This is a genomic window from Rhodovulum strictum (assembly GCF_009649175.1).
GTDB lineage: Bacteria > Pseudomonadota > Alphaproteobacteria > Rhodobacterales > Rhodobacteraceae > Rhodovulum > Rhodovulum strictum.
Genome location: NZ_WJPO01000023.1, coordinates 12,879 through 26,674, shown reverse-complemented (window position 1 = coordinate 26,674; position 13,796 = coordinate 12,879). Strand labels below are relative to the sequence as shown.

The window sequence follows — 13,796 nt, the reverse complement described above, 5'->3', positions numbered from 1 at the left end:
GTGTCAGGTTGTCTGCGGCTCCTCGCCCACGATCTCGGGGATCTCGGTCCGTTCGGTTCCGGGGGCGCCGGACAACAGTTCCACCGCCCGGTCCGCCGCATCCTGAAAGGGTTCCAGCACGATATCGGCCCCGGCGGCGATCAGTTCTTCGGTGTCCTTGACATTGTGCGAGGTGACCGCGATGCGGCCGTGGAACCCGCCGGTCTGGGCCATCTGTATCAGCGTGCGGCGCGTATCTTCATGGCTGAGGCCACCGACATGGATCGGCACGGTCGAAACGATCCAGTCGGCGCGCGCCAGCGGCAGTTCGGCGACGAATTCCGGGTCAGAGGCATCGCCATACTTCGCCCGGATCCCCAGCGCCCGGGCCCGGCGCACGGCTTGCGGGTTGAAATCGATACCCAGAACCCTGACGCCGCGCTTCTGCAACCGCACCGCGATGGCCGCGCCGAACCGGCCCAGCCCAAAGACCAGCACGGGGAACCCCTCTGTACTGGGGGCGTTGCCGCCGTTCGGCTCGCGCGGGGTTTCGCGGCGCTCGAAGATGCCAAGCACCGGCTCGAACAGGCGGTAAAGCTGATGCGAATAGGTGATCATGTAGGTCGAGGCCGCGATGGTCACGAGCCCGACCAAGGTCACAAGACCCAGCGCGTCCTGTTCCACATGGCCAAGCGCCACCCCCATCGCGATGAAGATCAACGAGAATTCGCTGATCTGCGCGACGGTCAGACCGGCCAGGAAACCGGTGCGCTTGCGGTACCCCATCGCGCCCATGATGACGAGCACGATCAGCGGGTTGCCGATCAGCACGAACAGCGAAAAGATGACGGCGCCGCCGACATGCGTGCCCAGAAGCGACAGGTCGAGCGACGAACCCAGCGCGATGAAGAAGAACAGCAGCAGGAAATCCCTGAGCGGCGAAAGCCGCGCGGCGATGGTTTCGCGATAGGGGGTCGAGGCCAGCGACACGCCCGCCAGAAGCCCGCCCACCTCCTTGCCCAAGCCCACGAAATCGCCGATGGCGGCAAAGATCGCCGCCTGGGCGATGGCAAAGATCACCAGCAATTCGGGCGCGCGCGCCAGCCGCTCGGTCAGCGGATTGGCGACATAGCGCACGAACAGGATCACCAGCGCCACCATCGCGACGCCCGAGGACAGCACCACCACGACCGAGCCACTGCCATGGCCCTCGGCCGCCGCGCCGATGCCGATGGCCGACAGCACGATCATGGCCAGAACCACCACCAGATCCTGCACGATCAGGAAGCCCAGCGCGATCTGGCCATGCAGGCTGTCGATCTCGCGCTTGTCCGACAACAGCTTGACGATGATGATGGTCGAAGAAAAGGTAAGCGCGACAGCCACATAGATGCTGGTTATGTGGCCAAGCCCCAGCGCCAGACCGATCAGGTAGCCAAAGATCGAGGTGAACGCGACCTGGCCCAGACCGGTCAGCACCGCCACCCCCCCAAGCGAGCGGATCAGCTTGACGTCGAGCTTGATACCCACAAGGAAAAGGAGCAGCGCGATGCCGAGCTGCGACAACAGGTTGATCTGTTCGTCCGAGCGCACGAGATCCAGCGCAGACGGCCCGGCGATCAGGCCCACCGCGATGAAGCTGACGATCAGCGGCTGGCGCAGGATGATCCCCAGGAACCCGATCACGGCCGCCATCACCAGAAGCGAGGCAACCTCGCCGAAGGCGGAATTCAGAATGATGTCCATCAGGTCACGTGCCCCTTGCTTCGGTTTCCCCCGGACCGGAGTCGCGGCTCGTTCTTGGGCGGCCGACCGGCCACCCTCCTGAATCGGAGATACTGTTGCTCCGCAATGATGAAAACCTTTTGACGCGATTTCCACGCCAAGGTGACGCGAAAAAGGCGATCCTGCCCGGCGGGACGGCGCTCAGACCACGACCTCGAACGGCTGTTGCGCGCCGACGCCGAACACGCGCTTGTAGCGCGCGATCTCGTCGGCCGGTCCCATCGCCTTGTTCGGGTTGTCCGACAGCTTGACCGTGGGCCGCCCGTTCGCGCTGACCGCCTTGCAGACCAGCGAGAAGGGCGCCAGCGCATCGCCCGGCACCAGCCCGCGGAAATCGTTGGTCAGGAGCGTGCCCCAGCCAAAGCTGAGCCGGGTGCGGCCGGAAAACCGTGCATGCAGGTCGGTGATGACATCGGCATCCAGCCCGTCCGAGAAGATGATGAGCTTCTTGCGCGGATCCTCGCCGCGTTCGGTCCACCAGGCGATGGCGGTCTCGGCGCCTTCGACCGGATCGCCGGAATCGACGCGAATCCCGGTCCAACCCGCCAGCCAGTCGGGGGCATTTTGCAGAAAGCCCCTGGTGCCGAACGTGTCGGGCAGGATGATGCGCAGGTTGCCGTCATGTTCCTCGTGCCAGTCGGCCAGCACCCGGTAGGGCGCCTGGCGCAACTCGTCATCGGTTTCGGCCAGCGCGGCATGGACCATCGGCAGTTCATGCGCATTGGTGCCGATCGCCTCGATGTCGCGGCGCATCGCGATCAGGCAGTTCGAGGTGCCGACGAATTTCGACCCCAGCCCCTCGATCATCGCCTGCACGCACCAGTCCTGCCACAGGAAGGAATGGCGCCTGCGCGTGCCGAAATCGGCCACCCGCAGCGGGTCGAGCGGGCGCAGACGCTCGATCTTTTCCCACAGCTTCGTCATGGCGCGGGCGTAAAGCACCTGAAGTTCGAACTTGCCCAGCGTTTGCAGCACCGCGCGCGAGCGCATCTCCATCAGCACGGCAAGCGCGGGGATTTCCCACATCATCACCTCAGGCCAGCGCCCCTCGAAGGTCAGTTCGTACTGCCCGTCGCGCTTTTCCAGGTGATAGGGCGGCAGTTGCAGCGCCTCGTACCATTCCATGAAATCGGAACGGAACATCTGCCGCTTGCCGTAAAAGGTGTTGCCGCGCAGCCAGGTGCTTTCGCCGCGGGTCAGCCGCAGGGTGCGGATATGGTCCAGCTGCTCGCGCAGCTCGCCCTCGTCGATCAGGTCGGCCAGCCGGATAGAGGTGGTGCGGTTGATCAGGCTGAAGGTGACGTGGGTATCTGGCCGATTGCGGAAAACCGACTGGCACATCAACAGCTTGTAGAAATCGGTGTCGAGCAGGGACCGGACAATCGGGTCGATCTTCCAGTGATGGTTGTAGACCCGCGTTGCGATGTCCAGCATTCTCAGGGCTCCAGCACGATATGCGCGTCCAGCATCGCCTGGCGCGCATCTTCGAGCGAGCCGTTCAGGTCGATGCCGCGGCAGGCCCCCTCGATCACCGTCACGCGATAGCCCAGCCGGGCGGCATCGAGCGCGGAATAGAGCACGCAGAAATCGGTGGCGAGCCCGACCAGGATCAGATGGTCGATCCCGCGCGCGGCAAGGTAGTCGTCAAGCCCGGTGGGCGTCTCGTGATCGTTCTCGAAAAAGGCCGAATAGCTGTCGATTTCGGGGCGGAACCCCTTGCGCACGACATGATCGGCCCGGGTGATGTCCAGATCGGGGTGGAAAGCGGCGCCCGGCGTGTCCTGCACGCAATGGACGGGCCACAGGATCTGCGGACCATAGGGCATCCCAGCCACCTCGTAGGGCTGCTTGCCGGGATGGTTCACCGCGAACGAGGCATGGTTGGCCGGGTGCCAGTCCTGGGTCAGGACGCGGGTCTGGAATTCGTCCATCATCGCGTTGATGCGCGCTACCACCTCCTCGCCGCCGGGCACGGCCAGCGCGCCCCCGGTGCAGAAATCGTTCTGGACGTCGATCACGATCAGGGCTTCGTTGGCGGGTCGCATGGGACTTCCTCCGGTCGCTGTCGGTGTTCGGGGTTAAGGGGGCGTCCTGCTTTGGTCAATGCCCCGCTCTTGCCGCACCCTGCCGGGCGGCAGCGGCATGATAGACGGCGCAGCCGGGCGCGTCGAATCCCGGCGGGCTGGACGGGGGGCCGGGCTGGACTAGACTTATTCCACCTCGATCCCGCAGAGGCCGACCCATGCTGCATGTCATCACACCCTCGACCGTGTCCAGCCCCTCGACCATGAAGATCCGCAAGGTGCCGCGCGCGCTGTTCGCGCATGGCTTCTCGGTGCTGCCGCGCGGGTCGATGGGCAGCGCGCTTTACCGGCGGGTGGTGATCGAGGTGTCGTTCCTGCGCTATCTGCTGGCGCTCAGCCCCTTTCCGGTGCTGATCCTGATGCTGCCCGAACATGCGCTGGCGATCGGCCAGGCGCCTGCGCTGATGTTCCTGATGGTCTATCTGGTGGAATCCCGGGTGCTTTCGGTCGACAACCCCGAACGCCGCCGTCGCCTGATGCCCGAGGAAGAGGCCGAGCGCGGCGCCGATATCGCCCGCGCCCGGGGCCGCGAGATCCTGACGCGGATCGCCGCGAAACGGGGGCTGAAGGCGGGCGAGCTGCATCTGGTGATCGAACAATCCGCACTGGCCCGGATTTCGCCTCTGACCTTCGTTTCGGTGCAGTCGGACGTGCCCGAGCCGCATGTTCTGGACCTGGACGACGAGGAACGCCGCCTGATCGAGACAACGCTGTTCGATGCCGAGTTCACCGAAAAGCGCATGCATATCACCAGCCTTGCGCTGGGGCGCTTCCTGCATGACGTGACGCTGGAAACCAGGGGCGTGTCGGCCCATGCCCGGCTGGAGGCGCTGGCAACGGCCTGAGCGGCCGGGTCAGCGCGCCAGGCTGAGGACGCGACCGAAAGGCGCACCCGTGGCCGGCGGCTCGCCCGGAACGGCCCAGAGAATCGGCAGACGCTGGCGCGGCACGGGGCCAAAGGGGCCCTGAAGGTCGGTCAGGATGACCACCGCGGAGGGATCCAGCGCCAGCGCCTCGTCCATCACCTGGATGAACGAGGTGCCGCCGTCGCGGGTGAACAGGATATCGGTGATGCGCCGCTCCCAGACTGCCCCCCCCATGACCGCGCGGCTGCGCACCTCGGTATCGAAGACCAGAACATGGGTTTCGGCCCCCGTGCGCTTGGCGATGGCGCCCAGTTCGGCGGCGAATTTCGCCAAGAGCGTGCCATCGACCGACCCCGAACTGTCCACCCCGACCACGATCCGGGGAATGTCGCGGTCGCGCAGGATGCCCGGCTCGAAGGCCGGATCGGGGCCGCCATGGGCGCGGGCATCGGCATCGCGGGCCAGCCAGCGCCGCGCAGGACGGGTGGCAAGCGGCCGGGGGCTGGCCATGACCGCGCGGCTGACCAGCCCGCGCAGCAGCACCTCCCATGGGGTGTGAACCTCGGGCAGATCGGCCAGCCGGTGGCCCAGCGCGCCGATGCCATGCCCCGCAAGCCGCCCCGCCTCCATCGCGCGGGCGACACGCTGGCGCCAGTCGGCATCCTCCTCGCGCCCCGCGCCGTCGTCGCGCTCGTCCCGCGCACTCTCCAGATCGGGGGCAAAGGCCATCTGGTCGGCATAGGCCCGCGCCGCATCGGCCAGCGCACCGCCGCGGCGCGGCTTCTCGCCACCGCTGCCGCCCTGCCCGCCCGTCCGCCCGCCGCCGCCGCTGGCCACCCCCTTGTCGCCGGGCCTTGTGGTCCTGGGCGGCGCAGCGTCCTGCATCAGAGCGATGTAAAGCCGTTCGGCATCGTATTTCGTGACCGCATCCTGACCCGAGATCTTCTCGCGCGTGGTGGCCAGCAACAGCCCGGTCAGCCGCACCGCGGGACGGGGCAGGATGTAACCCGTCAGCATCAGTGTCTCGTTCACGATGGCATCGGTCGCAAGGTTGAACAGATCTTCGTCGAACCGGTCGCCGAAGCGCAGATACATCGCACGCGAGCGCGGCGCGTGGCGAAAGGCGATGTGCAGGATGTGATGCGCCGCAAGCCCGATCTGTTCGGGCAGGCTCAGCCCCTCGAATTCCGGGCCGTAATGGATGGCCCGGCCATCGGTCCAGGCGGCGCCCGCGCGCTGGTCGCTGTCAAGATGGGTGCACCAGAGCGCCAGCGCGGCAAAGGCCGGATCCTGCTCGGCCAGCTTGGTCAAGGCCCGCCTTGCCCTTGTGGAATGGCGCAGGGGCGTCACGCCAGCCCCGCTTCCTTGCGCTCGGCGGCATAGGCGCGATAGGCGTCATGGCCGAGGAAGCGTTCGCCCAGCCCCAGATCCAGCCCCTTGCGGATCAGCCCCTCGAACCCGTAGGTGCAAAGCTCGGACAGCGGCATGCGCTTGAACTCCTCTTCCTCGCGGAGCCGGGCAAGCTGGCGGATATCGGCCATGATGTCGATCACGCCGTTGACGTTGCGCCCGTCCAGAATCCCGATCAGGCCATAGATCAGCGCGTTCAGCCCATGCATCGAGGCGGGGTAAAGCACAACGCGCTCCTTGCGGTCGGCCTCCAGCATGTCCTGTACCTGCACGGTGGCGGAAATGTCGTCGGCGATCATCGCGAATTCGGCGGCGACCGCCTCGCCCACTGTGCCCGCGACCAGCACGTTGCGCATCCGCCTGTCGGGCACGGCGCGCAGGATCTGGCTGACACGCTCCCAACTGCGCGGCGTGGTGGCAATCAACTGGCCCTCGGCAACCGTGCGTTCCGTCGTGTCCAGCAGGTCGGGCCGGGTCTTGATGAAGGCGACAACGGTAGGGTGCAGCCCGCGCGGCACCGCGTAATTGTCCAGCCAGTCGGCGGCGGCGGCCTGCACATGCAGGTGGATCAGCCGGTCCGACAGCGCGGTGTTCATCTGGTAGGCGATCGCACCATCCTCGACCGTGTTGCCCGCCGCCACGATGAAGACATTGCCCGGCAGCTTGTGGCGCCCGACCCGGCGTTCCTGCAACAGCCCGTAGACCGTGGGTTGCAGCATGGGCGAGGCGGCAGTCAGCTCGTCCAGAAACAGGATCGAGGGATGCGCCACATCGTCGGGCAGATCCTCGGGGCGGTACCATTTGGTCTTTTGCGTCTGGTGATCGTAATAGGGCAGCCCGCGCAGGTCCTGCGGCTCGATGGTCGTCAGGCGCAGGTCAAAGAGCCGCGCGCCGATCTCGTCGGCCAGTTGCTCGACCACCTGCGTCTTTCCGACCCCCGGCCGCCCATGCATCATGTAGGAGGCCAGCATCTGCCCCGTCGCCTGCGCCTGCCAGCCCGCGCGCAGCACATCCAGCGCCTCGCCGGCCGAAACGATCATCGCGTTCACACTCATGACCTGACCCGTCCTGCCTGTTCGTCCCGGGCTATCTAGGGCACTCGGCGCCGGGATCACGCCCGCCGCGTTGCGGGCGCGGGTTTTGTGCCTATGTCACTGCGGGCGCGGGGCCGCCGCCCTATGCTCGCGCCTCACCCCCCCTCTGATGGATCGCCCAATGACCCAGCCGAAACCCGACGCCCGCGCCCTTGCCGTTCCCTCCGGGCGGCTGACACGGCTTGCCCGGTTCGGCGCGCTGACATCGAGTGTCGCGGGCAACATGGCGCTGGCGGGCGCGCGGCAGGTGGCGCAGGGCAAGCGGCCGCGCGCGGCCGATCTGCTGCTGACGCCCGCCAATGCGCGGCGCGTGGCCGACCAACTGGCGCAGATGCGCGGGGCGGCGATGAAGGTGGGGCAACTGATCTCGATGGATGCGGGCGACATGCTGCCCCCGGAACTGGCCGAGATCATGGCCCGGCTCAGGGCGGATGCGCATCACATGCCGGGCGGGCAGTTGAAGAAGGTGCTGACCGAGGCCTGGGGCGCGGACTGGCTGAAGCGATTCGACAAGTTCCAGGTCCGGCCCATCGCCGCGGCCTCGATCGGACAGGTCCATCGGGCGCATACGAAGGACGGGCGCGATCTGGCGATCAAGGTGCAATATCCCGGCGTGCGTCGGTCCATCGACAGCGACGTGAACAACGTGGCCGCGCTGATGCGGCTGTCCGGCGTGATGCCCCGGGAACTCGACATCGCGCCGATGCTGGAGGAAGCCAAGCGCCAGCTTCACGAAGAGGCCGATTACGAACGCGAAGGCCGCTACATGGGCCGGTTCGGCGCGCTGCTGGCGGGGGCGCCCGATTTCGTGGTGCCGGGGCTTCAGCCGGACCTGACCACGCCCGACATCCTGGCGATGGATTTCGTCGAGGGCGTGCCGATCGAGGCGCTGGCCGATGCCCCGCAGGCCGAACGCGACCGGGTGATGGCGCTGCTGATCGGGCTGTTGTTCCGCGAGTTGTTCGAGTTCCGGCTGATGCAGACCGACCCGAATTTCGCCAATTACCGCTATCAGCCTGACACGGGGCGGGTGGTCCTTCTGGATTTCGGCGCCTCGCGCGAATTTGCGCCCGCCATGGCCGAGCAGTTCCGCGCGTTGATGGCGGCGGGGCTGTCGGGCGAGCGGGGGGCGATGCGGCGCGCGATCCTCGATATCGGCTTCTTCGCCGAGGATACGGCATCGCATCACCAGGAGACGATGCTGGCCATGTTCGAGATGTCGATGGAACCCCTGCGCCGCCCCGGCGCGTTCGACTTCGCCGATACAGATCTGGCGTTGCGGATGCGCGATGCGGGGATGGCGCTGGGGGCGGATCGCGATTTCTGGCACATCCCGCCGATGGACACGCTGTTCATCCAGCGCAAATTCGGCGGCATTTACTTGCTGGCGAGCCGTCTGAGGGCGCGGGTCGATCTACGCGCGATCATTCAGCGTCACCTCTGAAACGCGGAACGGCCCCGCCTGGGGCGGGGCCGTTCGCAGATACTGGCGCTGGCCTCAGCGGGCAGCGTTGCCGAAGCGCGCAGCCGCGATGCCCAGCACCTCCAGCCCGGTATTGGCGATGTCGCGCGCGGTCAGGCCGGCCTCGGCATACATCGCCTCGGGGCTGGCCTGTTCGATGAAGGCATCGGGCAGGGTCATGGTGCGCACGGGCAGACCGCGATCCAGCCGCCCGGTCCGCGCCAGCCAGTGCAGCACCATCGCGCCGAAACCGCCCTCGGCACCGTGTTCGACGGTCACCAGCGCCTCGTGTTCCTTGACCAGACGCGCCACCAGATCGGTATCGAAGGGCTTGGCGAAGCGGGCATCGGCCACGGTGACCGAAATGCCCCGCGCCTCAAGCTCTTCGGCGGCCCGCAGGCAGTCGACCAGCGGCGCACCCAGCGATAGCAGCGCAAGTTTCGTGCCTTCCCTGACGATCCGGCCCTTGCCGATTTCCAGGATCCGGCCGCGTTCCGGCATCTCGACCCCCATCCCCTCGCCGCGCGGATAGCGGAAGGCGATGGGTCCCTCGTCATAGGCCGCGGCGGTCGCGACCATGTGGACCAGTTCCGCCTCGTCGCCCGCGGCCATCACGGTCATGCCGGGCAGGTTCGACAGGAACGCCACATCGAACGCGCCCGCATGGGTCGAGCCATCCGCACCCACAAGCCCGGCCCGGTCGATGCAGAAGCGCACGGGCAGGTTTTGCAGCACCACGTCATGCACGATCTGGTCATAGCCGCGTTGCAGGAAGGTCGAGTAGATCGCGCAGAAGGGTTTCAGCCCCGACGCCGCCATCCCACCCGCAAATGTCACCGCATGCTGTTCGGCGATGCCCACGTCAAAGACCCGCTGCGGGAAACGGCCCTGCATGATGTCAAGCCCGGTGCCCGAGGGCATCGCAGCGGTGATCCCGACGATCCTGGGATCGCGCGATGCCTCGTCGGTCAGGGTCTTGCCGAAGACCGAGGTATAGCTGGGCGCGTTCGGCTGGCTTTTCGCCTGCGCACCCGAGGCCACGTCGAATTTCGCCACGCCATGGCCGCGGTCGGCCGAGCTTTCGGCCGGCTGGTAGCCCTTGCCCTTGACGGTGCAGACATGGATCAGCGTCGGCCCCGAGGCCCGCGCCCGCGCGGCGCGCAGGACGGTCAGCAACTGGCCCATGTCATGCCCGTCGATCGGGCCGATATAGTCGAAGCCCAGTTCCTCGAACAGCGTGCCGCCACCGGGGAAGCCGGTGACCAGTTGCCGGGCGCGGCGTGCGCCCTCGCGGATCGGGCCGGGCAGAACAGCCTCGAAATCCTCGGCCATGTCCTTGAGCTTGCCCAGCGGGGTGCCGGAATAAAGCCCCGAGAGATATTTCGACATAGCACCGACGGGCGGCGCGATGGACATCTCGTTGTCGTTCAGGATCACGAAAAGCCGCGATTTCAGGTGGCCCGAATGGTTCAGCGCCTCATAGGCCATCCCCGCCGAGATCGAGCCGTCGCCGATGACCGCAATCGCGTCGCCGGTGGGTTGGCCCATCTCGCGGCCGACCGCAAAGCCAAGCGCGGCCGAAATGGATGTGGAACTGTGGCCTGCGCCGAAGGCGTCATATTCGCTTTCGGACCGCTTGCAGAATCCGGCCAGCCCGCCGCCCTGACGCAACGTGTGCATCCGGTCGCGGCGCCCGGTCAGGATCTTGTGGGGATAGCACTGGTGGCTGACATCCCAGACCAGCTTGTCGAACGGCGTGTTGAAGACCGCATGCAGCGCCACGGTCAGTTCCACGACGCCCAGCGACGACCCCAGATGCCCGCCGGTCTGTGCGACCACGGAGATCACCTCCTGGCGGACGTCGCGTGCCAGTTGGACAAGGTCGGCCTGGCTCATGCCCTTAAGGTCGGCCGGACCTGCGACGCGGTCCAGCATCGGGGTCGGAGGCTTGGTCATCGGTCTTCTCCCGCGCGTTTCTTTTTCACAAAAAAGCGCCGTGTGGTCTGTTCCCCACACGGCGCCAGTGTCCTGTGTCTGACAGGAAGGGAACCGGGGTGTGGAGGCCCCGAATACCGGACCCCGCGAAGGGCCCGATCCCGTGAGACCAGGCGGCACGCAAGCCGCGCCGCCCGGCCGATTTCATGTCACTGCGCCAGTTCCGGCCACTCGGCCACCATGTCGCGGCCGTTGAGCGGGCTGATGACGCCCATGTGGCAGGTCATGCAGTTCACCTTGGCGGACTCGCGGCCCAGGATCTCCGAGCGGGGCTCGTAGATGTTCTGGTTGATGTCGATGGTCATCTGCTGCGCCAGCGTGGTGATCGACCACTGCGGGGTCACCTGGGTCGCGTCGTAGAACGCCCGGGTGTTGTGGCAGAAGACGCAGCCGACATCGAGCGCGTTCGACTGGTGGTTCATCAGCGTGAAGGTCCGCTCGGCGTCCTGCCAGGTCGGGTCGCCCGGTTGCTGGGCCACGCGGCTTTCAAGGTCATGGACCTTGATCGACGCGCCATCCAGCAGGAACTTCTCGACCGCGTCTACCGGCAGCGCGGTGAACTCGCTCTGGGTGTACTTGTGAACGAAGGACGTCGTCCCGGCCCGTTCATAGGTCAGCAGCCGGTTCTGAATCCCCGCCCAACCCGAGGCGGCCGAGTTGACCACGCCCGCCTTGAGCCACGATCCCGGAGGAGTCGGCTGGCCACGGTGGCAGGTATAGCAGTTCACCCCCCGGCCATCGGACGCCAGGTTGTGGGTATCCCAGTCGGTGTTGAGATACTGGGTGGCCTCGACGCAGCTTTGCGTGATCGCCAGCGTGGTCTCGTCGACCTCGCCATTGTCATACAGAACCACGGGCGTTCCCACCCAGGCGCTCATCGCCTCCTGCAGCCGGTCAAAGCTGCTTTGCGGCAGGTCGCCAAAGGCCATGACGGTCTCGCCATATGCCTCGGCCGCCGTCGGCTCGTCTTCCTGAGCCTCGGGCCGTTCGAATGCCGCATAGGTCTCCGCATAGGCATCGTATTGCGGATTGTCCTTCACGAACTTGGACACATCCATGCCGATGCCGCGCGGCCCGGTCTGGTAGTCGACGGTCTTGTAGGGGTTGTCGAAGGCCACGAGCAAGGCCACGACCGCCGCTGCACCACCGACTACCCCAGCGAGGATGCCGGGCCCCATCAGGTCAGTGGGGTTGTCTTCACTCCACTTGAAGAACCATTTAGGGAGTTTCAACATGTCAGCCTCCTGTCCGCCCGGTATAGGCTTCGTAGCCATAGGGCTCCATGTATTCCGGAGCGAAGTTGTGCTCCTGGGCCCAGATGAACCAGTTGTCGACAACCGTGCCGGTCAGCAGGATGCCGATCCCGCCCGTGATCGGGGTGAGAACCGCAAACCACCAGGCCCAGCGGTGGATACCTTCCATCGTGGCGTTGAAGCCCATGGTCCAGCGCCAGAACAGTGCCGCGCGTTCGGACGCGGTACCGCGGTCGTAGATCTGCTCCAGCTCGCGGTCGCCACCGAAGCGGGTCACGGCGAGAATGGTGCCGCCATGCATCGCGAAGAGCAGGGCAGAGCCATAGAGGAACGCGATCGAAAGCGCGTGGAAGGGGTTGTAGTAGAGGTTGCCGTAGCGGATCGAGAAGGCCGTCGTCCAGTCAAGGTGCGGGAAGATGCCGTAAGGCACCATTTCCGACCAGGACCCCATCAGGATCGGGCGGAAGAAGCCCAGAACCATGAACAGCCAGATTGCGGCCAGGAACGCCCAGGCAATGTGCTTGCCCATCTTGTGCTCGGCAGCCAGCGCATAGGTGCGCCACCACCAGGCCCAGACCGAGATCAGCAGGAAGAAGCTGGCGATCATGTACCAGCCGCCATCGCTGAGCGGCGGAATCCGCAGGCCGTATTCCGGGCTCGGGGGTTCCAGCGCCAGCCAGAAGCCCTGACGCAGGAACTGGACGATCGAGTAATCGACCTGAGCCAGCATGTTGAAGCCGATGATGAAGAACGCCGTGAAGCCCGCAAAGATCGAGATCACGCCGGCATAACCCAGGTAGATCGGCCCGAGCTGGGCGTTTCCGAGCCAGCCGAGGATCGGGAAGTTGCCGACGCCGCCGACCCGCTCCTCCATCATGTTGTTCTCGTTGTCCATGCCCCAGTCACCGGAGCCGGCAACCTGGACCTGGGTAAAGATGTTCTGATACTCAGCCATGGTTACATCACTCCTTGGCCTGCGCCGGCTGCCTCGATAGCGGGCCAGATCGGCATGTTGCTCCACCAGGTCCACCATTCGGGCCAGCCCTGGGTCCAGAACGGACCGGAGATGATGATACAGACGGCCGAGAAGAAGACCGCGTTGATCGCCAGCAGCCAGCCGAGCCGGTGAATCCCGAGCGTCCCGATCGAGTAGCCGATCAGGTCACGGAAGAACGTGTCTTCGTGGTCGGGGGTCTTGGCTTCCTCGCCCTTCTCCGGATTGCAGGCCGACAGGATCAGACCGCCATGCAGAGCCAGCGCGAGACAGGTCGCAAAGAACAGCGACACGCCGAGCATGTGGAACGGGTTGTAGTGGAAGTGCAGATAGGCGTAGCCGGTATTCGACACCCAGTCGAGGTGGCTGAAGATACCGTAGGGGAAGCCGTGGCCCCAGGCGCCCAGAAGCAGCGGGCGGAACACGACAAGCGTCACATAGGCCAGGATCGCGACGCTGAAGGCGATCGGAACGTGGTAGCCCATGCCGAGCTTGCGGCAGATTTCCACTTCGCGAAGCGCCCAGCTGACGAATGCGCCGATGGCGCAAACGGTGATGAATTGCCAAAGCCCGCCCTCGGCCAGCGGCGCGATGCCCAGACCATGCGAGAGGTCAGGCGGCGCAACGTGGATCGTGAACGGGTTGAAGGTTCCTTGCAGGGACGCACTGTAGAAGATCAGCGCGGTCCCGAGGGTGGCGAAAAAGGCGGTCGTCACTCCGAAGAAGCCCACATAGAAAGGCCCCACCCAAAAGTCGAACAGATCGCCACCGATGAGCGTCCCTCCACGGACGCGATACTTTCTCTCAAAACTGAGCAGTGCCATCGTCTGTCTCCGCAAATGGCGGCCGTGTCCGTCCGGGCCTCAGCCGTCCT

Annotated in this window: 11 protein-coding genes; 2 read left to right on the top strand and 9 right to left on the bottom strand. The window is 66.0% G+C overall.

Features of this window, described 5'->3' with window-relative positions; all coding sequences use genetic code 11:
- Window positions 1-3: 3 nt before the first annotated feature.
- The 3 genes from GH815_RS13670 to pncA all read right to left on the bottom strand — a co-directional run bounded on the left by GH815_RS13670 (window position 4) and on the right by pncA (window position 3,809).
- On the bottom strand, window positions 4-1,725 hold the full coding sequence (locus GH815_RS13670) for a cation:proton antiporter (protein ID WP_246176438.1): 1,722 nt from the start codon (window positions 1,723-1,725) through the stop codon (window positions 4-6).
- A 180-nt stretch (window positions 1,726-1,905) separates the two neighbouring features.
- On the bottom strand, window positions 1,906-3,198 hold the full coding sequence (gene pncB / locus GH815_RS13665; protein WP_153749335.1) for a nicotinate phosphoribosyltransferase: 1,293 nt from the start codon (window positions 3,196-3,198) through the stop codon (window positions 1,906-1,908).
- 2 nt (window positions 3,199-3,200) lie between these two features.
- Window positions 3,201-3,809, bottom strand: a complete 609-nt coding sequence (gene pncA, locus GH815_RS13660) for a bifunctional nicotinamidase/pyrazinamidase (RefSeq protein ID WP_153749334.1) — start codon at window positions 3,807-3,809, stop codon at window positions 3,201-3,203.
- Between the two features lie 197 nt (window positions 3,810-4,006).
- On the opposite strand from pncA, the gene GH815_RS13655 reads away from it, so the two are divergent.
- The gene (locus GH815_RS13655; RefSeq protein ID WP_153749333.1) at window positions 4,007-4,693 is read left to right on the top strand and encodes a hypothetical protein; all 687 of its coding nucleotides are present in this window, start codon (window positions 4,007-4,009) and stop codon (window positions 4,691-4,693) included.
- 9 nt (window positions 4,694-4,702) lie between these two features.
- Here the strand turns inward: GH815_RS13655 and GH815_RS13650 are convergent, their stop codons facing one another.
- Window positions 4,703-6,064: a vWA domain-containing protein gene (locus GH815_RS13650; protein ID WP_343030875.1), complete on the bottom strand. Its 1,362-nt coding sequence runs from the start codon at window positions 6,062-6,064 to the stop codon at window positions 4,703-4,705.
- The gene (locus tag GH815_RS13645; protein WP_153749332.1) at window positions 6,061-7,179 is read right to left on the bottom strand and encodes an AAA family ATPase; all 1,119 of its coding nucleotides are present in this window, start codon (window positions 7,177-7,179) and stop codon (window positions 6,061-6,063) included. The genes GH815_RS13650 and GH815_RS13645 overlap by 4 nt, the downstream gene beginning before the upstream one ends.
- A 160-nt stretch (window positions 7,180-7,339) precedes the next feature.
- Here GH815_RS13645 and GH815_RS13640 point away from each other — a divergent pair, with 160 nt between their 5' ends.
- Complete coding sequence (locus tag GH815_RS13640; RefSeq protein WP_153749331.1) at window positions 7,340-8,662, top strand: ABC1 kinase family protein; 1,323 nt, start codon at window positions 7,340-7,342, stop codon at window positions 8,660-8,662.
- 54 nt (window positions 8,663-8,716) lie between these two features.
- Here the strand turns inward: GH815_RS13640 and dxs are convergent, their stop codons facing one another.
- From dxs to pufL, 4 genes are all read right to left on the bottom strand, one after another.
- Window positions 8,717-10,636, bottom strand: coding sequence for a 1-deoxy-D-xylulose-5-phosphate synthase (dxs, locus tag GH815_RS13635; RefSeq protein WP_153749330.1), 1,920 nt, complete (start codon window positions 10,634-10,636; stop codon window positions 8,717-8,719).
- 188 nt (window positions 10,637-10,824) lie between these two features.
- Window positions 10,825-11,910 (bottom strand): photosynthetic reaction center cytochrome PufC, encoded by a 1,086-nt coding sequence (gene pufC, locus GH815_RS13630; protein ID WP_170290353.1) that lies wholly within the window; start codon window positions 11,908-11,910, stop codon window positions 10,825-10,827.
- A 1-nt stretch (window position 11,911) separates the two neighbouring features.
- Window positions 11,912-12,883: a photosynthetic reaction center subunit M gene (gene pufM / locus GH815_RS13625; RefSeq protein ID WP_153749328.1), complete on the bottom strand. Its 972-nt coding sequence runs from the start codon at window positions 12,881-12,883 to the stop codon at window positions 11,912-11,914.
- Between the two features lie 2 nt (window positions 12,884-12,885).
- Complete coding sequence (gene pufL / locus GH815_RS13620) at window positions 12,886-13,746, bottom strand: photosynthetic reaction center subunit L (RefSeq protein WP_153749327.1); 861 nt, start codon at window positions 13,744-13,746, stop codon at window positions 12,886-12,888.
- Window positions 13,747-13,796: the final 50 nt, after the last annotated feature.